The sequence below is a fragment of the Mogibacterium sp. CM50 genome, assembly GCF_000293155.1.
In the GTDB taxonomy this organism is placed as follows: domain Bacteria; phylum Bacillota; class Clostridia; order Peptostreptococcales; family Anaerovoracaceae; genus Mogibacterium; species Mogibacterium timidum.
Genome location: NZ_ALNL01000039.1, coordinates 140,253 through 164,535, shown reverse-complemented (window position 1 = coordinate 164,535; position 24,283 = coordinate 140,253). Strand labels below are relative to the sequence as shown.

Genomic DNA, 24,283 nt, shown 5'->3' with positions numbered 1-24,283 from the left:
TACTTGCCGCTTATGCAATTTCCTTTGCTGCTTTGATTGAATCGATAAGCAGTGGAACTACCTTGAACAGATCTCCCGTAATTCCGTAGTCAGCAATCTCAAATATAGGTGCTGCTTCGTTCTTATTGATAGCTATGATACACTCTGAATCCTGCATTCCTGCTTTGTGCTGAATAGCTCCCGAAATTCCGAGAGCTATGTAAATCCTCGGATGTACAGTCTTTCCGGTCTGTCCCACCTGATGGTCTGCGCTTATCCAGCCGGCATCTACGCAAGCTCTGGAGGAGCCTACCACTCCGCCGAGAAGCTCTGCCAGCTCTGTTGCAAGAGCTATTCCGCCTTCTATATCCTTAGCGATTCCTCTTCCGACCGATACGATTACGTCTGCACCAATCAGGTCGACCATCTTCTTAGCCGCCTTAACGATATCGAGAACCTCTGTCTCAATGTCGCCAGCTGCTAACTCAAATGCAGGGTGCATGATTTCGACCTTTGCAGCTCCTGCTTCATCGTAAGGGCACTTCTGCATAACACCGGGTCTTACAGTCGCCATAGCCGGTCTAAATCTTGGGCACACGATTGTAGCCATGAGGTGTCCGCCAAATGCCGGACGAGTCATCTTGAGGTTGGTGTTAACATCGAACAACCTGGTATCAAACTTCATGTTGTCAACATCGAGCGATGAGCCTGTGCGCAGGAAATTGATATAACCATCAAGGTCTATATCAAGGTGTGTGCAATCTGCACAGAGACCTGTATGAAGTCTGGCAGCGCATCTAGGAGCCAGGTCTCTACCGATATTGGAAGCCCCAAACAACATAACCTCCGGCTTAAATTCCTGCACCGCCTCGCTTATCACCTTAGTGTAACCATCTGTTGTGTAATTCTTAAGCAGCGGGCTGTTGTACACATACACACCGTCTGCTCCGTATCCGCCCAGCGCCTTAGCAAGGCCATCTACGTCATCTCCGAGGAGGATGCCATACAGCTTGCAGCCAAGCTCATCAGCAAGCTTTCTGCCCTCGGAAACAAGTTCAAATGTTGTCGGCATCATTTTGCCCTGACGCTGTTCACAGAACACCCATACATCTTTGAAAGCGTCGATTTGCGAACTATCGTAAGCCATATTGAATTCTCCTCTCTATATGATATGCTTGCCGGTCAAAATTGACACAAGCTCGTCAGTAGTATTCTTATCAGAACCTTCCATCATCATGCCGCCACCCTTTACCGGAGGTGTAAACGACTTGTAGATGTTGGTTGGAGAACCCTTAAGTCCGATAGTAGTCTTATCGATCAGCGGATGGTTCTCAAGCGCTGCAAAGTCCATAATCTGAAGCGGCATATCCCAACACTTCTCTGTTCCGACTACGCTCATGTATCTAGGAGTATTCAGTTCCTTGATACAAGTAATCATGCAAGGAGTCGAAACCTTGACCAGCATATATCCGTCCTCCAGCATTCTCTTAATTATCAGTGAGCCTCCCTCTTTCTTGACTTCTCCGGCATAGGTTACCTGCGGCAGATGCAGCTTCTCGGCTATCTGAGGCCCAACCTGAGCTGTATCTCCATCTATAGCCTGACGGCCGGCGATGATGATATCATCAGTCTCAACACCATACGTATCAATAGCCGCAGCCAAGATCTGCGATGTAGCATATGTGTCAGATCCTCCAAATTCACGAGCGGAAACGAGAACTGTCTCGTCTACTCCCATTGCCATCAGTTCTCTGAGCATTCCTTCAGCCGGCATAGGTCCCATAGTGAAAGCGACTACCTTGTATCCGAACTCTTCCTTGAGAGTCAGCGCCTGCTCTACAGCGTTGAGATCATCCGGGTTGATGATTGTCTGCATTGAAGCGCGGTTAAGTGTTCCATCCTCGTTTACTGCAACCTTGCCGGAGGTATCAGGAACCTGCTTAACTGTTACGAAAATTTTCATTTCTTCCTTCCTCCTCTATCTAAGCAAATTGTTAGCGATTACAACTTCCTGAATCTGGCTGGTTCCTTCAAATATGCTCATTATACGAGCATCTCTGTAAAGTCTCTCAACTCTGTATTCCTTGATGTAGCCATATCCACCGTGAATCTGTACTGCCTTGTATGCACAGCGGTTTGCAGCCTCTGCAGCGAAGAACTTAGCGATAGAGCAAGCCATTCCGGCCTGTGGTGAATTCTGATCCTTGAGGCTTGCTGCGTGATATGTGAGCTGTCTTGCAGCCTCTACATCCGCCTGCATCTCTGCAATCATGAAGCTAACACCCTGGAAGTCTGCAATTCTACGACCAAACTGTTTACGCTCCTTAGCGTATTTTACAGCCTCATCCAGGCACCCCTGAGCTACTCCAACAGACATAGCCGCAACTCCGAGTCTGCCTCCATCCAGAGTCTTCATAGCGTACTGGAATCCCTTGTTGAGAGGTCCTATAAGATTTGCCTTAGGAACCCTTACATCCTCAAATACCACATCAGATGTCGGATATCCGTTAATTCCCATCTTTTTCTCCGGTGCTCCCAGCGAAACACCCTCTGCGTGCATGTCGACTATGAACATAGATATACCGCGGGAACCCTTCTGCGAGAGATCTGTCTTGGCATAGATGATAATCCAGTCTGCCATCGGTGCACCGGAGATAAAGCACTTACGTCCGTTGATGATAAAATCTTCTCCATCAGGAATTGCTGTTGTGGTTGTACCACCGGCATCTGATCCGGCTCCCGGCTCTGTAAGTCCAAATACGAGGATTTTCTCTCCGCTTGCAACCTGCGGTAGATACTCTTTCTTCTGAGACTCACTTCCTGCGAGGAGCAGCGGGCCTCCACCGAGTGAGTTTGAAGTATTTGCGTAAATAGCCAGAACTGCATCCTGGCGTGCAAACTCTTCGTCCATGAGCACATAGGTCAAGCTATCCGATCCTGCGCCGCCGTACTCTTCCGGAATCTTAACTCCCATAAATCCGTAACGGGACATCTTCTTGTGCATATCCCAGTTGAACTCACCGGTCTCATCGAGCTCATCCTGAAGCTCCTTGGTGAATTCAGTCTCAGCAAACTCACGGAACAGTTTCTGCTGCAGCGCGTGCTTTCGATCCAAAATCATTTATTTACCTCCTTAGCATGGTATCTCGTGAGACGACTTTCCTTCAGTCATGATCTCATAAATACTGTCAACTCCACATGCAGCCATAGATGCAGCAGCCTCTTCTGTGAAGAAAGCCATGTGTGGTGTGTGATACACATTTACGAAAGAACGCAGATACTTGAGCTTGAAGTAAGGCATTCCCTCTGTCCTGATAATATCCTCGTTGTGAGGAACGTGAATGATTCCTGTCTCCCCGGGGAATGCATCACAGTACAATGCGCCAATCTTACCGTTTTCAACACCTTCGATAACAGCGTCTATATCCAACAGTTCTCCTCTTGCGTTGTTGATGAGTATTACGCCATCCTTCATCTTGTCGATTGCTTCCTTGTTGATCATACCTGTTGTAGCCGGCAGGAGCGGCATGTGAATTGTGATTACATCGCACTCCTTATAAATTGTGTCTACATCAACGTAGGTAGCGTATTCCTTCACCTCATCGTCCTGAATAACATCATAAGCTAAGATTTTACAGCCAAACCCGCTCAGAATCTTGACCACAGTCTTGCCTATCTTACCCGCACCGAGCACTCCGACTGTGAGAGAACGGAGCTCCCTTCCCATCTTGCCTTTAAGTGTAAAATCGTTGTCGTTAGTGTTGTACAGCGCCTTTTTCTGATGACGCATACACATCAGTATAGCCATTACAGAGTACTCGGCAACTCCATTAGGAGCATAAGAGCCGTTACAAAGCTTAAATCCCAGCTTTCTGGCATACTCTACGTTCATGTGATTATAGCCAACGCAGCGGGATGCTAAAACCTTAACACCCATCTTATTGAGCTCGTCGAGTACTTCGTTTGAATATGTACTCTGACCCAGAGTTGTAATACCGTAGCTTCCCTCTGCCAGGTTTACCGTTGTCTCATCCAAATTAGCTCTTGTAATAACTACATCGATGCCGTATTTGTCACACAAGCCTCTGATGACAGGCTCTTCGTCCGGTCTAACTTCATATGCAGTAATTTTCATGTCAATTCTCCTCGTATAATATGTTTTACCGACACATTTTCTTATAAAACATGTCATATAACAGCTTGTTCCACTTTGCATATAAACCGTTGCAATCTCTAAAACGACCCAATTCACCCCTTATTTTTGATTAGTCCTGTAGAGCGGGATCCATATCGATTGCGGCACCACTTTCAAGCATTGCGGAAATATCCTCTGTCGAATACCCGAGTTCGCCGAGGATATCCTTTGTCTGCTCTCCGAGATAAGGTCCTCTCTCGTATGGCGGAAGTCCCATCCGATCAAATAGAACCGGCGGTCTTACAAGGGTGCGTTTATTGCCGTTGCTATAAGCCATCTCGTAGAAGCAGTCAGACGCCCAAGCCTGCCTGTCTTCCAGCAAGCTGTCCCAGCCCTGAGCGACTGCATATGGTAAATCATTAGCATCCAAAATCCGACACCAATCATCGCAATTCTTGGTCTTAAACTCCGCTGTAATCCATGCTGAAAATTCCTCGCGGTTAGGGATAAGGTTCTTCTGTGGATAGAATCTCGCGTCATCTGCCAGTTCCGGATGCCCCATTGCATTCATAAGTATTGGATAATGCCTGTCGTACTGAGGCATAGCGATCTGCAGCCATCTGCCGTCAGCAGTCTCGTAGCAGAGGACCAGCGGATTACCAAGCTTCCATCTCTCCATCGGATACTGTGTGCTGTCAGCACCATACTGACTAGCCTGAAGCATCAATGAAATATCCCAAATAGCACTGTGGAACAGCGATACCACCACATGGTCGCCCTCGCCGGTCATCTTGGCCTTGAACAGCGCCGCGAGAACTCCGGCTGCGAGGTTCATAGCGACCTGATGATCACCGAAGCCTTGAACTGTCAGCATCGGCAAGCTATTCTTGTCACGAAGCGGACCCAGGATACCGCCCCTGGCGTAGAAGGCTGTAAAATCGAAGCCCGGCAGATCCTTATCCGGTCCCTTTTCCCCATATCCGGATACATATCCATAAACCAGGCTAGGATACTTCTCATGAAGAGTCTCCCAGTCCAACCCTGCTCTCTTGAGCGGTGACTGACGCCAGTTGCAGATAAATACATCTGCAGTTGCCAGCAGCTTCTCAAGCGCTTCTCTCCCCTTTTCAGACTTAGTGTTAAGTGCAATGCAGGTCTTTCCGGCATTCTCAAGGTCGTAAGATGTGTTTTCCTTCTGATCGAGAGGACGACCCTCGTTTACTGCAGTGTAGCGAAGCGGATCGCCCTTAGGCGGTTCGACCTTGATAACCTCTGCACCGAGGTCAGCCAGGAATCTGGCTGTGCAAGGTGCTGCAATAAAGGTAGCCATCTCAACGACTCTGATTCCTTCAAGTGGTCTATTGCCCATTATTATCCTCCTTGAAATTTATCTAAGCATTAAAACGTTTTAGAACAATAACATATCGCGGAACGTCTCAAGGTTAGTCTTAACCTGTTCAAACTGATTCATCTGTCTATCGACTTCTACTAGAGCCAGTGGCAAATCAGCCTTCTCGCACGCTTCCTTTATACATACGAAGTCGAACTCCTCCGGATCACAGAACTTTGTCATTACTACTACCACTCCCTTAGCGCCTCTATTCTTCGCAACATCTACAATCCACTGAACTCTCGGTTTCTCTACGTTGTAGAGAACAGAACAGTTATCTGTATTTGCAAATTTCTCGGCTAGCGCCTGCAGCGCATCAGCTCCAAAAGGAACATCTGTCCTGTACTGTCTGGATTGTGCACAGACATCATCTGCAACTATGTGCATTCCGAACTCGTCAAAGGTTTCGCTCAGACCATCCATGTCTGTGAGTATTCCGGAAATTACGATCGGGAAGTTGCCTACGCTTTCGTCGGCGGCCTCGAGCTCGGTAATTAGTTTATTTACGAGAGCCGTGTGCTCCTCTACGAGCATATAGTTAGCACTTGCAAATATATCGCTACGCTCCTGAACCGTAATCTCGGCGTGTTTAGCGAGCAGAGCATCTATTTTACGCATCGCTGCATTATGCTCGTTGTACAGTCGGTTGGATTCAGCAAGCTTATCCGGCGAAAATTCAGCTCCCGTGCACTCCTCGAGCTCCTTGATTACTCGCTCGTATCCGGCCCTTGTGTACGCGATTCCAAATGCAGGCTTCCTGTTCTGTGGATATGTCATAGGTATGAACTTTATATCAGGAACTGCATACTTCCAGTTTTCACCCATGGTCTTGAGAGTGTCACACAGCGACGGAATTATAATCGCGCTCGCGCCCTCAAACTTACCGGTGATGCCCAGCTCCAAGATAGACTGAACTATTGAACACATGAACGCCGGGAAATACTCCTTTGCTCTGTCGAGTTCCATATCTGCACCCCATGTTCCCATTGGCACAAGCCCCATTGAATGAACTATCTCATCAGGCGTGTAATACGGAACGGTGAGAACAATCTTTTTGCCCTCTCCCAGATACCTGTCCATCTGCTTGCGAGGAGAAGCTGCTATCTCATGAAAATCCTTGATTGTATTGTATGTCATAGCTATCTGTCTCCTTTCTCAGATTTGTTGGATTCCATAATCTCCATCAGCCCTTGAACTCTCGTATCGTACTGTGCTTCTGAAAAGTTTCTGGGGTCGGCCTGATCTCCGTCAAAGCTTGCAACCGGTATATCGCACGCTTCTCCGATCTGCCTGCTCATTTCATACATAAATCCGCTCCACAGCTTGCATGAACGGTTGGTATGTACCAACAAGCCTTCAACGTGATTGTCCTTGCAGAGCTTGATTCTCTTATCTCTGGACTTCTCCAGATTGATGGCGTTAGGAACACTGCAATATGCCTTAATCATCTCTTCAAACGAATGGTAATCAAATCCAAACGCATCGGCGTATATCGTCGTAACCATGTTGATACCGCGATCCTTAAGTCCATGCGATGTTGCTCTCAGATAAGGCCAGCAAGCTATCCCTTCAAACATAATTCTGTATTTTTCCTCAGCTCTGAATGTGCTGGTACCATTAAGATGATTTTCCTTGTATTCCCTGAGGAGAGTTTCCATGGCCTCTCCGGCCTCTTCCTTGCCTCTAGCTGTAACCATTACAGCCATGTGGTTAAGCAGGTCGAATCCGTTAAACGGAGAAGGCACATACTTTGCCTGTGCCGTAGCTTCGAGCCATGCTCTGCTGGCTCTGCAGCTAAATCCTGTAACCTTTTCGAACTTTGCATCATCCCATTTCAGGCCAAATAGCTTTTCAAGCTGATGAACTGCATCCCAGAACTGCGCAGACACATAGGCTACTTCAGCATCGGAAACCTCATAGTCCGGATTGAAAGGAATATCTAGAATAATCATTGGGATGTTGAGATCTCTGGCGAGATTCTCGTACCACTTAATCATGCAGTTGCAGATATTGTTGCAGCACAGCAGCACATCCGGCATTGCAACATCCTGCTCCGGACATTCCTTGAGCTTGGCGTACGCAAGACTTACTCTCGCATATGCACAAATGTCATTAGAATACCCCTCTGCTTCCGCGACATTGCACATTCTTTCTCCTGCACCTCTGGCGGCAATTCCCGCAGCTTGATTCTCAGGGTATGCAGTCGCAATTCCCAGTGTTTCAGGAATCTCAACAGGGAAGTTGCTGGATACCCAAGCGACAGGAACACCCCGTTTCTTTGCCTCAATTGCGCCGGCAAACGCATCACCGGCAATCTTTCCTAGCTTAAATTTGGCTGAATTAGGATCAATTGGCTTCCTAGGCTTTTTGATTTCCTCTGCCATAACCTATTACCTCCTTTTCCATTTTGTTAATCATTTAGAAATATTTAGGCTGAATCTATCTGTGTAAAAAAATTAAATACGCATTTTGTTAATTCATTAACATCTTTCCCTAAAAATTTTTGCTCCCTTGAAGATGTAAATTTTTTCACCTAGTTGTCATAGCCCGCGCTTCTGTATGCATAAATCGCCGCCCCAATAGCTCCGAAATATTGTGCAAGCGGGTCGTACTTTATGTCTGTTTCAATTGCTTTGCTCATAGCTTCTCGAACTGCGCCGTTTCGCGCCACGCCGCCAGACATACACACAGGCTCTTTGAAGCCCGCACGCCTGACTAATGAGCTTACACGCGTCGCAACGCTGTTACAAATCCCGGCGATAACATTTTCTCTGCTCTCTCCGTTTGCCAACTGGCTGATAACCTCTGATTCTGCGAAAACCGTACATGTACTCGAAATAGTGGCCGGCTTCTCAGCCTTCGCAGCTAATACCTCCAATTCTGAAATATCTGCTCGTAAAATATTAGCCATCACATCCAGAAACCTACCTGTACCGGCCGCACACTTGTCATTCATCACAAAATTCGTCATCTTACCTGACTCACTCATGCATATAACCTTGGCATCCTGACCGCCGATATCTATCACAGTACGGACGTCCGGAAATACGAATCTGCTCCCAAGCGCATGACATGTCAGTTCACTGACTTCAAGATCGCAGCCCTTATATTTATTGCGTCCATAACCGGTAACTGCGGTATTAGTTATATCAGCTTCAGACAGACACGAACCGGTCATCAACTCCTGCTTGACATCCTCCGGTCCTGAAGTGCCAAGTCCGCCTACACATAGAGCCTTTGCCATTAATTTGGTTCCGTCTTCCAGGATTACACACTTGGATGTGGTAGAGCCTATGTCGAGTCCAAGAGTATACATCTGCCGGTCTCCTTCCCATGTACATATTCTCGTACAAACTCATTATAGCGCTCGTTATTTTATAGTCAATAGAGTTTGTTAAAAAATTATTATAGCAGTTTTTCAAATATGGTATTAAGAATTTTAAAAACAGTGATTCTGCTATCCTATTTTCGTTGAAATTTCAACATTTGCGCAGATAAAAGGAGAGGCATAAGCCTCTCCCCGAACTGTAGACCTTTATCTGTCTTGTTATAAACCATCATAAGAGCACCGACATAGCACCGTCACATCATCAAGACGGCAACTATCAGATACTTGTAAATCTATCCAATGAATCTAATCAACCTTAATCTTATCCCAAAGCTTGGACATTCTTTCGATACTCTTGACGTCTGTGCCGTTCTTCTTGAGCTGCTTCATATACATCTCCTTAGGCATTCCCATTTTTTTATACGCAGACAGGTACTTCTTGGAGTAGTTGTTCATATATAAGAAGAAGCCTCCCATATACGCCGCACCTGCTACCGCGAGAACTGCCGAAGCGACCCAAGTCCAAAAGAAGCCGCATACAAAGATTAGTACAATCCATACGATTCCGAGTATTCTGTTAATCTTAGTCAGCTTGTCAATATCAATCGACTTAGGAAGCTGGATATTCTGATCCTTCATCTGCTTCTTATATAGATTCTGTTGATAGCCCTTTGACTGTCTAATATATTGTGGTGGTCTCTGCTTACCTTTGCTCATCTTATCGTTCCTTTTCTAATTAATCTGGTTAAACATTTTAACATAGATTATTCACTTTTTTCAAGTGATTTGAACATCTGCTGCATCGTTGGGTTGTTCTTTGTAAGCTTCTTGATAGTCAAATCCTCTGCCTTGTTGTTAGCTAGACGAAGATTATTCTCCGACGAGGTCAGTGCCTTCTTAATTTTTTCGAGGTGATCGATTGATTTATCGATTTCAGCAATAGCCTCCTGAAATCGCCTGGATGCTATATCGTAGTTTCTTGCGAATGCGTTTTTGAAGTTCTCCATATCCTCCTCGAAATGAGTGATATCGATATTCTGAGCCTTCATCGTTTCCAGTTCCTGCCTGTACTTGAGAGCGTTATGACCCATATTGCGCAGAAGCGAAATCATCGGAATGAAGAACTGAGGTCTGATAACGTACATCTTGTCATATCTATGAGATACGTCAACAATTCCCTGATTATAGAACTCGTTATCAGCTTCCAGAAGCGACACCAAAACCGCATACTCGCAGTTCTTTTCTCTTCTATCCTTATCAAGCTCTTTAAAAAAATCTTCGTTCTTGTGCTTTGTTGCAGTCGCGTCCATCTCATTCTTCATCTCAAACATTATTGACACGACCTCAACCCCATTGCTGTCTGATTCGCGGAATATATAATCTCCCTTGCTACCGGTTCTGGCATCATTGTCCTTCTCAAAATACGCATTTTGAAAGGCCGTGGATCTCAGCTTGTTGAATTCTATCTCACAATGCTGTTCCAGCGTCTCTCCCACCATTTTGGTCGATTGACGTGCCTTGAGGTCCTTATAGTAATCTATCTGCTCGTCCTTCATCTTGAGCTTGGCTTCATATTCATCGCGAAGCACCTGAAGATTGAGCTCCGCCTCCTTCTCACTTACCTTGAAATCGCCGGATAGCTTTTGAAGCTCCTCCCGCTGCTGATTAAGTTCCTCATCCTTAAACGCAGCGAGTTTTCTGTATTCAGCCTCCTTGGTGTCAGCAAGCTTTCGATATTCATTTACTTTCGCTTGAACGGCTTCATTTACAGCCAATGCCTTATCTTTATCATTTGCAGCTATGGTGGCACGCAGTCTAACGATTTCCTGTTCCTTACCGGCCAGCGCATCATGAAGCCGATTAGCTGTCTCTGCCTTCGCCAGATTGACTGCAGCTGTCTTGTCGCTCTCATACTGCTCTTCGGCACGTTTTATCTCATTGTTAAATTCCTTGTCTCTGACCTGTTTGACAATTGCCGCGTACCCAGCCTCATCTATCCGGAACACTTCGCCGCACTTAGGGCACTTAATCTGCTGCATGACAATCCTCCTCAGAAATTCTATTTATCGTCCGAAATTACCTCGACATCCACATCGACCGCATCCTTTGTGAAGTCATCTTCGAGGTCGCCTGCACTGGCTCTCCTGTCATAGGAAGATCTGTTATCACCACTATCACCACTATCACCACTGCGATAGCGACGAGCACTCCCGGCTTCACCTGATTTATCTCTCCACCATCTAGCTACAGCTTGAAATAACACGAGAAGACCTACAACAATCCAGAATAATGGATTAAGCAGAATAGCTATCACCACCGATGCAAGCAACAAAAATATGAATATTCCTATCACGCAGCCAAGGCCGCCTCCATCACGATAATACATTTCGTCCTCCTAATTATATAAACACCTATATATACTAAGTTAGTTTCTGTTTTCCTAATCGATTACAACGTATTATAGCACAGGGTATTTGAATATTTGGTGACGCTATATTAAATAAGAATTAATATTGTCGAATTATCGCATTAAAAAAGGGGCCGAAGCCCCGCTTAATATCGTAATAGTAGCTGCACCGGGGAAGAGCTCTAGCCGAAGTATCTCTCAAGTAGACCCTTGAACGCCTTTCCGTGTCTAGCCTCGTCCCTTGCCATCTCGTGAACTGTGTCGTGGATAGCATCAAGGTTAGCTGCCTTAGCTCTCTTGGCAAGGTCGAACTTACCGGCCGTTGCACCGTTCTCAGCATCAACTCTCATCTGAAGGTTCTTCTTGGTGCTGTCTGTGATAACATCTCCGAGAAGCTCTGCAAACTTGGAAGCGTGCTCTGCCTCTTCCCAAGCTGCCTTCTCATAATATAGACCAACCTCTGGATATCCCTCTCTGTGAGCAACTCTTGCCATAGCCAGGTACATACCTACCTCGCTGCACTCTCCCTCAAAGTTAGCTTTTAGATCAGCTATAATATCTTCGTCAGCACCCTGAGCAACACCTACAACATGCTCAGCTGCCCATTCCATCTCGCCTTCCTGTTTAGTGAACTTCTCTGCAGGAACTCCACATACCGGGCACTTCTCCGGTGCCTGATCTCCCTCATGAACATAACCACATACCTGACATACAAACTTAGCCATTTCATACTCCCTTCCTCAGCTGTGCTGAAATAAAATTATAAAGTCGTCTTGTTAATCATCTATGCACGCTTGTTAGACATGCACTCCGGGCAGATGCCATAGAAATTGACTTCACACCCCTCTATCGTACCGCCAAAATTCTTCCGGCCGATCTCAACGATCCGATTATTATCCGCATCAAGGTCTAAGACTGCGCCACATCTGTTACAGAAGAAATGCGCATGAGGCTTGACATTATAATCATACCTTGTAGCTCCATCCGTAATGATTGCAGAAACCTCTCCCATATCTTCGAGCTGCTTGAGATTCCTATATACAGTCGCAATACTAAGATTAGGCATGCTGCTCTTAAGCTCTGTATACAGAGTTTCAGCGGTCGGGTGGTCTTTCCTGTCAGATAATTGGTTCTTGATCGCTTCACGCTGTTTGCTATACTTAATCATTAGTTAATAATTAGTCTCCTTTAATTTTAATAATCATTATCGTTATCATTATTATACTCGTATAAAATATCTTGTCAACAATTAAATTGAAAAAAATTAAAGTTAATCAATTAATCTGTCTGCTATATTGATATTATCAGCGTGTTATGCTACTCTAACTATAGTGAAGGAGGCGTATTCCATGAAAATTCAGAAGTCTTCAGAAGATTATTTAGAGACAATGCTGATGCTGAGTGAGCAGAGAGGTTATGTCAAGTCTATCGATATCGCAAGACACCTCGACGTAACTAAGCCCAGCGTTTCGTATGCTACTAAAAGATTAAGAGAAAACGGTTACATAACTATGGATGATGACGGGCTGATTCATCTAACCGAATCCGGCCTTGCAATCGCAACAAAGATTTACGACAGGCACAAGATGCTCTCGCGTTTCTTGCTTCTGCTCGGTATTGACAAGGATACTGCGGACGAAGACGCTTGTAAGATTGAGCATGACATAAGTCAGGCTACTTACGAAGCAATATGCAATCACGTTAACAACTTCCTTGCCGAGTGCCCGGCTATGAATCATGACCATGAACCGACAGCATAGTCTCTGCAGTTATCCGCTGCAGATTATGTAAGCGCTTTTACCACCCTCGCAGGTGGTATTTTTTGCTTTAATATTTTTTACACAGCAGATTTCACATTTGTGATTTGCCACACCTAACAGCAATACTTTATGTGTGTCCATACAATCTCAACCTTCAAAGTGTTTAAAATTATTTATATTCTTTAAATAAGGTTTACTTGCCAAAAAATATATGGCGAAATTTCCTTGTGATACTTCGTCACTTCTGCCATATGTTAGTGTGTTTTCTTCGTTGTTTTGACCCATTATTTTAGCAATCTCGTCAGCGGAATATGAGCCAAAATATGAAGCGTACGTTATTGCTTTCACACCTTATCAAGGAGGTTAACCAATGACAGAAATTGAAAGAAAGCACAAATATCCGATAGCCTTTTGGATTTGTGGATGTACGGAGATCTTTGAACGCCTCTCCTTCTATTTAGGTCGTTCTCTAATTCTGGTATTTGTTTCGACGGCAGTTGCATCCGGCGGACTCGGCCTCGCTGATACAACCGCAGCCAAGATGCAGGCAGACATTACGGCATATTCATATCTAGCAGGTTTCATCGGCGCATTTATAACAGATAGATTTGTCGGCGCGAGATATACTACACCTGTAGGAGCACTCATCATTTCATTTGGCTACTTTGCCGGCTCTATGGCGCACGACGCCAAGCTTGTGTACGTCATGATATTCTGCGTAGCGTTTGGCCTCGGGTTATTTAAAACCGGACCTCTGATCGGAAGAGTAGTAAAGCCTGAGCAGCTTAACTCCGCATACTCAATTCGCTATTCCCTTGTAAATATCGGGGCATTCTTCGGACCTCTGCTTGCCGGGATCCTATATCAGTACACCTTCAAGACCGGTGATTTGCTGGGATTCAGACCTTAGCTCACTCTTCGTTTAGTCATATCGTATGAACACCGTATAAGAAAAGCCCAAGCTCGATTGAACTTAGGCTTTATCTGCACAGGTGTCGATTTTACTGATCTATGATATGTCAATTAAATCTCTCTTGTGTATTTAGCAAGGTATTCTTTCTCGTCCTCTTCCAGGTATGGCGCGATGACCTCGTATACATGCTTGTGGTAATCGTTGAGCTGCTTACGCTCTTCTGCTGTCATGTATTCCGGATCGATAGCATCCAGGTCGAATGGAACTAGTGTGATTGGCTCAAATTTGAGGAATTTGCCGTACTCATTTACTTCATCCAGTACGCAGAGAAGTTCGTTCTCCAGACGTATTCCGTGCGAATCAGTGATGTAGATACCGGGCTCATCTGTGATGACCATGCCTTCATCGATTACGCACTGGTTACCCTTTCTGTATACCCAACGGAAGCTTGCAGGACCTTCGTGGATGTTTAGCAGATATCCTACTCCATGACCGGTTCCGTGATTGAAGTTGAGATGACGATCCCAGAAAGGCTTTCTTGCGTAAGCATCGAGGATTACGCCGTTGCAGCCGTAGAGAAACCTGGCATTTGCCAGCGACAGGTTACTGATAGCAACTAGAGTAAAGTCCTTCTTCATCTGATCTGTAACCTCCCCCAGTACATATGTCCTGGTGATGTCAGTCGACCCCTCGTAGAAGCCGGCACCGGTATCTGTGAGGTGCATTCCCTTTGGCAGCACCGGAATATCCGACTCCGGAGTTGGCGCATAGTGTACAATTGCAGCATGAGCACCATATGAAGAAATAGGCTCAAAGCTTGGACGAATAAAGTTGCCCATCTCCTTGCGGAACTCGTCAAGCTTGTCGGAAACGCTGATTTCGGTCATCTCAATCTTACCTACATTTTCCTTGAGCCACTTCATGAAGCGCAGATGCGCAATGCTATCCTTGATCTGGGCCTTTCGGATGTTCTCGAGCTCAACAGGATTCTTGACGTTCTTGAATATCATCTCAGGATTCATCACATCAATCTTCTTAACTGAATCAGGAATGTTGCAGAACATTGCGTAATTAACCTTAGAAGCATCCAGCATCAGCTTAGCATCTGCAGGAATATGCTTGATGTCCTCATAAATATCGTTATATGGATGCAGCACTACTCCGTCAGCCGTGAGGTGTGCCTTAATCTCGTCGCTCAGCTTACGTTCGTCTATGTACAGGTGATATGCCTTGTCGTCCATCAGAGCATAGGACAGAATGAGCGGGAAGAAATCAATATCATCTCCACGGATATTAAGAGTCCAGCAGATGTCATCAATCGTAGTTACTACGTGCATATCAGCTTCTGCAGCTGCCATCTTTTCACGGATATCGGAAAGCTTATCAGCCACGGTCTTACCTGCGTATTTAACGTCAAGCTCAAATGCAGGCTTCTCGGATAACGGTGGCCTGTCAGTCCAAATCTCATCAATAAGGTCAAGGATGTACTCGATGCAGCCGCCGTGTTTAAGAGCTATACCTTCATAAAGAGAACCTTCGTCCATCGATACAACTCTGCCGTCAAAGCCGAGCTTATCTCCCTTAACGAGCTTGCTGTCCAAGAATGCATCCAGAGTAGGAACTCCGGGTTCTCCCATCTTCATCAGCTCAACGGTTGTTCCCTCCAGCTGCGCACCCGCCTGCAGGAAGTATCTGCCGTCTACCCACAGCCATGCTCCGTCCAGACCGATTACTGCAGTTCCGGCAGATCCGGAGAATCCTGTAATAAACTTTCTAGCCTTAAAATGCTCACCGACATACTCACTCTGGTGGAAATCAGCAGTTGGAACTACATAGTAATTGATTCCGTTCTCCTGCATCTTGGCGCGAAGTGCAGCAAGCCTCTCCTGAATTACATTCATTTAAAGTCTCCTTTCAAATATAAGTAATATATAAATAATGGTTATAAACGTCTACACTTGATTATATCATCAGAGAGCTTCAGTTAAAATATTCTAATTTATACAGCTCTCATTTGACCGGCCGTTCCGGGTCTCTAACACCTATCTGCCGATATAGCATCCTGAGACCTTAAGACAATCCGATGATAGTACCGTCTGACTTGATATCCATGCCGTTAGCAGCAGGCACCTTAGGAAGTCCCGGCATAGTCATAATTGAACCTGTCAGAGCCACGATAAAGCCCGCTCCGGCGGATACTCGGAGCTCTCTAACTGTGATCCTGAATCCGGTGGGAGCACCCAGCAGCTTGGCATCGTCAGAAAAGGAATACTGAGTCTTGGCAACACAGATTGGGAACTTGTCGTATCCAAGCTTGTTAAGCTCATTAATCTGCTTCTGAGCTGCTGCTGTAAAGTCGACGCCATCAGCTCTGTAGATTTCCTTGGCGATTTTTTCCATCTTCTCCTCAATAGTCATGTCGAGGTCATATAGAGGCTTAAAATCTGCTGTTCCTTCCTCGCAAATCCTAATGACTTCCTCGGCAAGCTCCATACCGCCGGCAGAGCCCTTTGCGAACACCTCCGAAAGGACCACTTTCACGCCGTATTCCTCGCAGATCTTATCCAGCAGCTCCAACTCAGCCTCGGTGTCTGTAGGAAATCTGTTGATGGCTACCACCGATGGTACACCAAATTTTGCGACATTTTCTATATGTCTGATCAGGTTAGATGAACCGGCCTTGAGAGCCTCCTGATTTTCCTCCGAGAGATTATCCTTAGACACTCCGCCATTCATTTTAAGTGCACGAACTGTAGCCACTATTACGACACAATCCGGTTTTAAGCCGGCATATCTGCACTTTATGTCAAAGAATTTTTCAGCACCAAGGTCCGCCCCAAAGCCTGCCTCAGTTATTACGTAGTCACCCAGCTTGAGCGCTGTCTGCGTCGCAACTACGGAGTTGCAGCCATGAGCTATGTTAGCAAACGGTCCGCCATGGATGAATGCCGGTGTGTTATCGAGCGTCTGCACCAGATTAGGCTTGATCGCATCCTTGAGCAGCAGAGCCATTGCCCCGGTTGCCTCCAGATCACCGGCAGTTACGGCCTCGCCATCGTAGTTATAGGCAACTACCATCTTGGACAGTCTCTCCTTAAGATCCTCCAGGTCAGTTGCAAGGCATAGGATCGCCATAATTTCAGAAGCAACTGTAATATCAAATCCGTCCTCACGAGTCACGCCATCAGCCTTACCGCCAAGACCGATTACGATGTTACGAAGTGCACGGTCATTCATATCTACAACGCGCTTCCATACAATCTTCTTAGTTACGATTCCAAGCTTGTTACCCTGATGAATATGGTTATCAAGCAGTGCTGCCAGCAGATTGTGAGCTGAGGTTATAGCGTGAAAATCACCTGTGAAATGAAGGTTGATATCGTCCATTGGAACTACCTGTGAGTAACCGCCGCCTGCAGCGCCGCCCTTGATACCGAAGCAAGGACCTAGTGACGGTTCACGAAGAGTCGTGATTGTCTTCTTGCCCAGCTTGCTGAGTGCCATCGATAATCCAACATTAGTTGTCGTTTTGCCTTCTCCGGCAGGGGTTGGGTTAATAGCGGTAACGAGCACAAGCTTGCCGTTCTCTCTATTCATATTCTCCTTTATGTAGGAGTAAGATAGCTTAGCCTTGTATTTTCCATATTGCTCCAGCTCATCGCCCGGTATATCGAGAGCTTTAGCAACTTCAGTGATTGGAAGCATATGCGCTTCCTGAGCAATTTGAACATCTGTCTTCATGATATCCTCCACAAAAAACTATGTACCACAAGCATACAACATCATTATACGCATGTACGTATAAGCAAACAATATGTACATGCATCATAAAATAATTTAATAAATTCAACTTATTTAAATATTTTATTTATTACATGCGTTCCCCTGCTGCAGCCTGCTTGTTATATTTAGGTACTCAAAAAGAGCGAGCAGACAAGGTCACTCGCCCATTTCATCAATAAGTTTATTGCTGCGATGCTGAGCGGTTAACCGGGTATCTGCAAGCAAATAATATTTTTTCAACAACACCTTATTACTATAACATATGTTAGCAGAGCTGCTCTGATTCCCTGCTCAGATTAGTCTTTATCTGAGCTTGAGCTCATTGTAAGGCTCTCTGCCTTCTTCATCTCTGATCTCTCGCAGGTAGTTGTACAATGTCGCCTGTGATATAGATAGGGTTTCGCAGATAAAAGGAACAGCTTCCTTCACTGAGAAGACCCCTTGAAACTTGAACTTGCGCAGGAGCATCAGCTTGCCCTCCTTAGTGTTGATATAGCCCGGATCAAGCTGTTTGACCGATTTGATTATCGCATCCTTCATTATATTCTGGATATAGTCCTCGTCGTTGAGGGAATAAGATGTATCATTCACTGCTGTCTCATCTACATCGCGAATCTTAATTGACTCACTGAGGTAGCTTATTATCTCCTGAATCCTGGATGGATCCTGATTGATGCAAATCATAGCTGCCGGGTTGTTATCCTCATCCATGAACATAAAGTGCGAGGCACGAAGCTTCTTGCCCTGTGCCGACTTGCTGGCATATCCGATAAGGTGCCCTTCTCCATCAGCCAAATTGCTGATAACATCATATACAGTGGGATTAATCCTATAATTCCTCTCCCTTCCTGTAATCTTGCTGTTATGCATGAATACGATTTCTCGCTTCGTTAAATCGTGCAGCACGACCTCCGTGTCATCTCCTAACACCTTAGCAATTCCACTGGCAACCTGTGCCAGTATATCCAAACGTTCTTCCTGAGTCATAGCTTACCTTCACTCCTCTTTCTGCGTGAGCTCAATTCCTTCATGTCGTTCAGTGACCTTAGGTTCGTACTCCTCATCATTGAACCACGTCGTAAAACCATTGCCGTTCACCTCACTCACGTTGCTGATTGTAATAAATGCCGTACTGTCAATTGCCAGGGCGGCCTGCTTAACCCTGTTGAGATTTCTGTTGCTGACAACACAGAACACCAAATCCTGTGGTGACTGCATGTATCCGCCTGTGGCATGCATAACTGTCGTGCCATAGCCGAGCTGCAGCAACTTCTCGTTAATCTTCTCTATATCCTTGCTGAATATCATCAGCTGTACTCCACCCTGCCCCATGACGATGATTTTGTTCATGACAATGCTGTATATAAGTGCATAGAGTATTCCGAGTATGATTCCGTTAGTCTTGGTTACAGGAATCTGAATCAGAAATATGCCTACGTCGATAGCATACATAACGGGAGCAATTTTCACTCCGAGCTTCTTATTCAAAATAATCGGAGGTACATCAATCCCCCCCGTAGAACCGCCAACTCTGAGAATCAGACCCAGTCCAACTCCGTCGATTATCCCGGCACAGACAGATGCGAGCAGCGGATCATTTACAAGATGATGAAGCATCGTCGCCTTCTGGAAAATTCCCAGAAATATAGGGAAAGAAATAGTTCCTATTACAATCGAAGCTGCAAATTTTTTGCCAAGTATCCATGATCCGAGGATAAACAGGATAACGTTTATAACCAGAACGGTTCCCGACACGCTGAGTCCAAAATAATGATTGGTCATACGTCCGACTCCTGTAAGTCCTGATACAACCATATCGTATGGAAGCGCAAAACAAGCAATTGCAAAAGCGCTAAGCGCATTACCAAGGATCATCTGGATAACTTCAAAACCCAGCTTAGATGTCGCTTTCATAATACACCTCCCCGAGCGCATAAGCACCCGTCCATCATTTCTATGCTAGTCAAAACACAGTTACACTCTAAGTAAATTCGTGTGCAAAATGTACGAAAATAAACCGCACACAATAAAGTAATATACCATTAGAACCTCGAAATTGTCAACAAATCAACGTGTTTTTTGTTTTCATTTTTTGATTGAAACAATTGACTTATTGTCAACTTTATGCTTAGCCTATATGTCCTATTTTAGTCTCTTGATTATTGGAACGTCGTGTCTTTTATGGTAGTATGAAGCATATATTTGATAATTATATTCGGTTTCACAAGGAGGATCATCCATGAAAGCACATGAAAGATTGCTAAAATACGTTTCGTACCGCACTCCTAGCGACGAGAACAGCGATACATCTCCTTCCAGCCGGTGCCAGTTTGAACTTGCGCACGAGTTGGTTAACGAGCTAAAGGCTCTGGGAGTCGCTGACGCTGAATGCGACGAATATTGCTATGTATACGGGCATATTCCGGCAACTCCGGGCAAGGAAAATGCGACTGCTATCGGATTTTGCGCACACATGGATACAGTAAGTGATTACTGCGACCACGATGCTAATCCACAGATTGTAGAGAATTACGATGGTGAAGCTCTCCCGTTAGGAGACAGCGGTCTTGTTCTTGACCCGGACGTATTCCCGCATCTCAAAGAGCTTAAGGGGCGTACTCTCATCACTACAGACGGCACCACGGTACTCGGGGCAGATGACAAGGCCGGAATTGCTGAGATCATGACCGTAGTCGAGCACATCAACGAATTTGAGCACGGACCAATTTCAATCGCCTTTACGCCGGATGAGGAGATAGGAAGAGGAACTGCGCACTTCAATGTTGCGAGATTTGATGCAAAATACGGATATACACTGGATGGTTCTACTGAAGGCGAAGTTCAATATGAGACTTTTAATGCTGCAACGGCTAAGGTGTATTTCAAGGGAAAAAATGTCCATCCCGGTTCAGCCAAGGATGTGATGATTAACGCAGCACTGGTTGCCATGGAGTTTGACTCGCTCCTTCCCGCCGCCGAGCGTCCGGAAAGAACTGAGGATCACGAGGGCTTCTACCATCTTACCGCTATGAGCGGAACCGTCAGCGACGCAGCTCTCACTTATATAATCAGAGATCACGATGCATCTAAATTTTCCAGCAGACAGGACACCATAAAGACGGCAGCTAAATTCCTCAATGAAAGATACGGCGAAGGAACTGTAAAAGTCGAAATTAAAGAGCAGTACAGAAATATGGCTGAAGTGCTCGAAAGCTGCCCTGATGCCGTCGAGAACGCCAAGAAGGCTTGCCACAAGGCTGGAATCGAGCCGATTGTAATCCCTGTACGAGGCGGCACCGATGGCGCTAATCTCAGCTTCATGGGACTGCCTTGTCCTAACATTGGAACAGGCGGACATGCATTCCACGGTCCTTATGAACACATCAGCATTGAAGGTATGGAAAAGGGTGTCGAGGTGATAACCGCATTGATAAAGGAGTTTGCAAAGTAAGCACAATCTATCGGATTTACTTCTTATTATATTATAATGGTAAATTTCAGAATGCCGATAATTTACTGACTTACCGTTTGCGCTTAGTATTCAAATCGAGAAGGTTAGGCCGGTCCTAACCTTTTTTGCATGCACGTATTTTTACTACATCAGCACTGAAAACAGCCTCAACACCTGCCTAAATATATTGATGGAAATCTTGCCTTCCATATACCTGTCTGTGACGTTAAGACACTTCCCGAACACAGTTTCGAAATCCTGCTTTATATCCCGCACCGCCCGGCAGTTGTACATCACCACACCATTTTCAAAGTGATGGTACAGGCTGCGATAATCCAGATTAATTGTCCCGCATGTCGCAATTTCGTCATCCGCTACACACTGCTTGGCATGGCAGAATCCCGGCACGTATTCGTATATCTTGACACCATCTCGGGCAAGTCTCATATAATGAGATCTGGTAACGGCATAAGCCGCACGTTTGTCAGGGATCCCCGGCGTGACAATTCGCACGTCGACACCGCGAGCAGCTGCCAGTGTAAGAGCTCTGTTCATCTCATCTGAAATGATCAGATACGGAGTCGTAAACCACACATATCTGTCAGCGTTGTTGATTATGCTGAGGTATACGTTTTCCCCCACATGCTCGTGATCCAACGGCGTATCACCGTATGGCTGAATGCAGCATCCCGGCTCATTGCGGTCGAGCTTGATATCCGGCATATAACACTCATAGCTCGCATCCTTGAGACCTTGAGTCTTTGTTGCATTCCAAATCTCGAGGAACATCATCGTCAGGTTGTGCACGGCATTGCCTTCGAGCTTAACACCGGAGTCCTTCCAATCACCGTAAGGTCTGGTCAAATTGAAGTACTCGTTGGCCAGGTTGTATCCGCCTGTAAATCCGACCTTACCATCCACTATACATATCTTGCGATGATCGCGGTTGTTGAGAAATACATTGGCAATAGGAACAACAGGATTAAACACCCTGCATCTGATACCCAGAGCCTCAAGTCGCTTGATAAAACTGCTGTCTATGAACCCAATACTCCCGACATCATCGTAGATAACACGAACTTCAACCCCCTCTGACGCCCGCTCAGCCAGAATTTCCTTAACGCCTGCAAATGCAGCCGAGTCCTCTATAGCGTGATACTCAAGGAATATGAAGTGTTCCGCCTTGCGCATGGCTTCCTTCTGCGCATCAAGCGCCACCCTTGCCTCGCTGTAAAATTCGATATTGGAATCATTATAGACAGGGAAAAATGCATTGTTAGAAACGTATCGGAATATGTTGGCTATTCCAAGATCGCTCTCTGCGATTTCATCGATTATCTGTTCGTCATCATGAAGTAAAGGAAAAAGCTCGTTATCAACCTTGAGAAACCTAGCTCTCATCCTCCTCGTCGAACCGCCCAGACCTACCATCAAATATACAGTCACACCGATAATCGGGTTGAGCAGAATCATCACAACCCAAGGCAGCTTAACTGACGCGCTCGTAGATTTTGTCGATATGCCGATAACGACAACCAACGCGAGGACACGGGAAAGTGCAGCTAAAATAGTGTATTTTTCATTCAATGTAAAAATCAGCGTTGTAATGAGGAGAACCTCAGCTGCAATCGCAATTACCGCAAGCATCAGCCTCCCGATGCTGTTTTTAACCTGTTCCTTCTTTTCATATGTTGCGAATGTCCCGGAAACACTCATCTAGCTCTCCCCCTGCTAACTCTATTCATCCCAGAGTACAATCTTTCCTGCTTCTCTTGTCTTGTTCATATCTATAAGCCTTTGATTTTCAGAGCCTCTAAACCTCAGCTGGATATTTTTTAGCCCCTGCTCAAACCTGCCATCGATAAGCACATCGAGCATGCCGAGCATCTCCTCTGTTACGTCGGTATGGCAGTGAGCTCCCTCCTTCATGAGATCTTCCAGTACAAAACCCGTGAACGCCCAAATCGTCTTGTCCGGATAAGACGCCTTAACTCTCCGCAAAAAAGGCATCAGCACCTGCTGATTCCCCGGTTCAAACGGTTCTCCGCCGAGCACCGTAAGTCCGTTTATATAGCCGGGCCGCATCATCTCAATTATCTTGTCCTCGGTCTTCCTGGTGAACTCCTGTCCATAGTTGAAGTCCCATGTCTGCGGTTGGAAACACCCGGGGCATCTGTTGGTACAGCCCGACACAAACAAGCTGATTCTAACACCTACGCCATTGGCTACATCGCAATCCTTGATTTCTCCGTAATTCATATCCAAGCTCTTTCCAGTCTCTGAACTCCTGCTCCTACGATTATATCGCATTAGTTAAACTAATTTAAGTTCTATTTGTTACATTAAGGAATTTTATGTATTATCGCGAGTTACCATTTAGTGGGCAGGCTCCTGAGCTGCTGCCTCCGCAATTTGTATTCCGGCTCAAATCCGGCAACTATTCTCCAAAAGTCCTGCGAGTGGTTTGGCTCTATAAAATGTGCAAATTCGTGCACTACCACATACCTCAGTTCATCATACGGTGCCGTTACCAGCAGAAGGTTGAGCGTAATCTTGCCCAATGCAGGTCTGCATGATCCCCACCTTGATTTCATCTGCCTTATAGTCACATGCGGGAACGGTACGTGATATGTACATCTGAATTCTTCATATACCTCTCGTACGACATTCATAAATATCTGCTCGGCTTCCCCGGCATACCACCGCTTCACCACATCTATTCGAGCACTGACGTTCTCCGGGTCAGGTATTTGCAGGAACAGGTAATCGCCTTCCCTCTTGATGTGCGTTTCGGGACCCATGGATAGTCTGACTGTGAGCTTTTCCCCCAGATAATAGGCATACTCTCCATCATCGTACAGGCTTCGCTCCGCATGTGAGCTCTGAATCCGCTCTAGCGCATCCATAATAAAAGAACCCTTGCTGATTATAAATCGCTCAATCTCGGCTAAGGGCACTCTATGAGGCGCTGAGACGTATATCGAAGCATCAGGTCTAATCCGCAGATTAATATTTCTCACACTTTTGCGTTCAAGCGTATAGACCATAGCCACACCTGCCACGCGTACAGTATGAGTTTCCTCGTGCACCTTGCCTTTCAAGAATCGTCTCCTCGCCATTATTTATTATCTACCGCA

23 protein-coding genes are annotated in these 24,283 nt (G+C 45.7%); 3 read left to right on the top strand and 20 right to left on the bottom strand.

What is annotated here, in order from left to right:
- Nucleotides 1–10: 10 nt before the first annotated feature.
- From acrA to HMPREF1152_RS06300, 13 genes are all read right to left on the bottom strand, one after another.
- Nucleotides 11–1,126 (bottom strand): acryloyl-CoA reductase electron transfer subunit beta, encoded by a 1,116-nt coding sequence (acrA, locus tag HMPREF1152_RS06360; protein WP_009644233.1) that lies wholly within the window; start codon nucleotides 1,124–1,126, stop codon nucleotides 11–13.
- A gap of 15 nt (nucleotides 1,127–1,141) precedes the next feature.
- The gene (acrB, locus tag HMPREF1152_RS06355) at nucleotides 1,142–1,942 is read right to left on the bottom strand and encodes an acryloyl-CoA reductase electron transfer subunit gamma (RefSeq protein ID WP_009644330.1); all 801 of its coding nucleotides are present in this window, start codon (nucleotides 1,940–1,942) and stop codon (nucleotides 1,142–1,144) included.
- A 15-nt stretch (nucleotides 1,943–1,957) separates the two neighbouring features.
- Entirely contained in the window at nucleotides 1,958–3,100 is a 1,143-nt protein-coding gene (locus HMPREF1152_RS06350) for an acyl-CoA dehydrogenase family protein (protein WP_009644220.1), read from the bottom strand.
- 12 nt (nucleotides 3,101–3,112) lie between these two features.
- Nucleotides 3,113–4,114: an NAD(P)-dependent oxidoreductase gene (locus HMPREF1152_RS06345; protein WP_009644326.1), complete on the bottom strand. Its 1,002-nt coding sequence runs from the start codon at nucleotides 4,112–4,114 to the stop codon at nucleotides 3,113–3,115.
- A gap of 130 nt (nucleotides 4,115–4,244) precedes the next feature.
- Nucleotides 4,245–5,483: a CaiB/BaiF CoA transferase family protein gene (locus tag HMPREF1152_RS06340; protein ID WP_009644351.1), complete on the bottom strand. Its 1,239-nt coding sequence runs from the start codon at nucleotides 5,481–5,483 to the stop codon at nucleotides 4,245–4,247.
- Nucleotides 5,484–5,522: 39 nt separating this feature from the next.
- Entirely contained in the window at nucleotides 5,523–6,641 is a 1,119-nt protein-coding gene (locus tag HMPREF1152_RS06335) for a 2-hydroxyacyl-CoA dehydratase subunit D (protein WP_009644341.1), read from the bottom strand.
- A 2-nt stretch (nucleotides 6,642–6,643) separates the two neighbouring features.
- Nucleotides 6,644–7,888, bottom strand: a complete 1,245-nt coding sequence (locus HMPREF1152_RS06330) for a 2-hydroxyacyl-CoA dehydratase subunit D (RefSeq protein ID WP_009644368.1) — start codon at nucleotides 7,886–7,888, stop codon at nucleotides 6,644–6,646.
- A gap of 149 nt (nucleotides 7,889–8,037) precedes the next feature.
- Complete coding sequence (locus HMPREF1152_RS06325; protein WP_009644246.1) at nucleotides 8,038–8,820, bottom strand: acyl-CoA dehydratase activase; 783 nt, start codon at nucleotides 8,818–8,820, stop codon at nucleotides 8,038–8,040.
- A gap of 318 nt (nucleotides 8,821–9,138) precedes the next feature.
- Nucleotides 9,139–9,549: a hypothetical protein gene (locus HMPREF1152_RS06320; protein WP_009644260.1), complete on the bottom strand. Its 411-nt coding sequence runs from the start codon at nucleotides 9,547–9,549 to the stop codon at nucleotides 9,139–9,141.
- 47 nt (nucleotides 9,550–9,596) lie between these two features.
- Nucleotides 9,597–10,871 carry a DUF2130 domain-containing protein gene (locus tag HMPREF1152_RS06315; protein WP_009644319.1) on the bottom strand — a complete coding sequence of 425 codons (1,275 nt, stop codon included), beginning with the start codon at nucleotides 10,869–10,871 and terminating at the stop codon, nucleotides 9,597–9,599.
- A 20-nt stretch (nucleotides 10,872–10,891) separates the two neighbouring features.
- Nucleotides 10,892–11,218 carry a hypothetical protein gene (locus HMPREF1152_RS06310; protein WP_009644286.1) on the bottom strand — a complete coding sequence of 109 codons (327 nt, stop codon included), beginning with the start codon at nucleotides 11,216–11,218 and terminating at the stop codon, nucleotides 10,892–10,894.
- A gap of 203 nt (nucleotides 11,219–11,421) precedes the next feature.
- Nucleotides 11,422–11,964: an NADH peroxidase gene (locus HMPREF1152_RS06305; RefSeq protein WP_009644236.1), complete on the bottom strand. Its 543-nt coding sequence runs from the start codon at nucleotides 11,962–11,964 to the stop codon at nucleotides 11,422–11,424.
- Nucleotides 11,965–12,023: 59 nt separating this feature from the next.
- On the bottom strand, nucleotides 12,024–12,407 hold the full coding sequence (locus HMPREF1152_RS06300) for a Fur family transcriptional regulator (protein ID WP_009644345.1): 384 nt from the start codon (nucleotides 12,405–12,407) through the stop codon (nucleotides 12,024–12,026).
- A gap of 181 nt (nucleotides 12,408–12,588) precedes the next feature.
- Here HMPREF1152_RS06300 and HMPREF1152_RS06295 point away from each other — a divergent pair, with 181 nt between their 5' ends.
- Complete coding sequence (locus HMPREF1152_RS06295; RefSeq protein WP_009644269.1) at nucleotides 12,589–12,999, top strand: metal-dependent transcriptional regulator; 411 nt, start codon at nucleotides 12,589–12,591, stop codon at nucleotides 12,997–12,999.
- A 370-nt stretch (nucleotides 13,000–13,369) separates the two neighbouring features.
- The gene (locus HMPREF1152_RS06290; protein WP_009644365.1) at nucleotides 13,370–13,909 is read left to right on the top strand and encodes an MFS transporter; all 540 of its coding nucleotides are present in this window, start codon (nucleotides 13,370–13,372) and stop codon (nucleotides 13,907–13,909) included.
- Between the two features lie 113 nt (nucleotides 13,910–14,022).
- On the opposite strand, the gene HMPREF1152_RS06285 is transcribed toward HMPREF1152_RS06290, so the two are convergent.
- The 4 genes from HMPREF1152_RS06285 to HMPREF1152_RS06270 form a co-directional block, all read right to left on the bottom strand.
- Nucleotides 14,023–15,813, bottom strand: coding sequence for an aminopeptidase P family N-terminal domain-containing protein (locus HMPREF1152_RS06285; RefSeq protein ID WP_009644313.1), 1,791 nt, complete (start codon nucleotides 15,811–15,813; stop codon nucleotides 14,023–14,025).
- Nucleotides 15,814–15,982: 169 nt separating this feature from the next.
- On the bottom strand, nucleotides 15,983–17,653 hold the full coding sequence (locus HMPREF1152_RS06280) for a formate--tetrahydrofolate ligase (protein ID WP_009644230.1): 1,671 nt from the start codon (nucleotides 17,651–17,653) through the stop codon (nucleotides 15,983–15,985).
- A gap of 345 nt (nucleotides 17,654–17,998) precedes the next feature.
- A complete protein-coding gene (locus tag HMPREF1152_RS06275; protein WP_009644290.1) occupies nucleotides 17,999–18,682 on the bottom strand; it encodes a helix-turn-helix transcriptional regulator in 684 nt (227 codons plus the stop codon).
- A 9-nt stretch (nucleotides 18,683–18,691) separates the two neighbouring features.
- Nucleotides 18,692–19,609, bottom strand: a complete 918-nt coding sequence (locus HMPREF1152_RS06270; RefSeq protein WP_009644360.1) for a YitT family protein — start codon at nucleotides 19,607–19,609, stop codon at nucleotides 18,692–18,694.
- A 325-nt stretch (nucleotides 19,610–19,934) separates the two neighbouring features.
- Here HMPREF1152_RS06270 and pepT point away from each other — a divergent pair, with 325 nt between their 5' ends.
- The gene (gene pepT / locus HMPREF1152_RS06265; protein ID WP_009644296.1) at nucleotides 19,935–21,146 is read left to right on the top strand and encodes a peptidase T; all 1,212 of its coding nucleotides are present in this window, start codon (nucleotides 19,935–19,937) and stop codon (nucleotides 21,144–21,146) included.
- Between the two features lie 144 nt (nucleotides 21,147–21,290).
- Here the strand turns inward: pepT and HMPREF1152_RS06260 are convergent, their stop codons facing one another.
- The 3 genes from HMPREF1152_RS06260 to HMPREF1152_RS06250 form a co-directional block, all read right to left on the bottom strand.
- Nucleotides 21,291–22,862, bottom strand: coding sequence for a phospholipase D-like domain-containing protein (locus tag HMPREF1152_RS06260; protein ID WP_009644239.1), 1,572 nt, complete (start codon nucleotides 22,860–22,862; stop codon nucleotides 21,291–21,293).
- Between the two features lie 21 nt (nucleotides 22,863–22,883).
- Entirely contained in the window at nucleotides 22,884–23,405 is a 522-nt protein-coding gene (gene nrdG, locus HMPREF1152_RS06255) for an anaerobic ribonucleoside-triphosphate reductase activating protein (protein ID WP_009644273.1), read from the bottom strand.
- A gap of 110 nt (nucleotides 23,406–23,515) precedes the next feature.
- The gene (locus tag HMPREF1152_RS06250) at nucleotides 23,516–24,265 is read right to left on the bottom strand and encodes a M48 family metallopeptidase (RefSeq protein ID WP_083844340.1); all 750 of its coding nucleotides are present in this window, start codon (nucleotides 24,263–24,265) and stop codon (nucleotides 23,516–23,518) included.
- Between the last annotated feature and the right edge of the window lie 18 nt (nucleotides 24,266–24,283).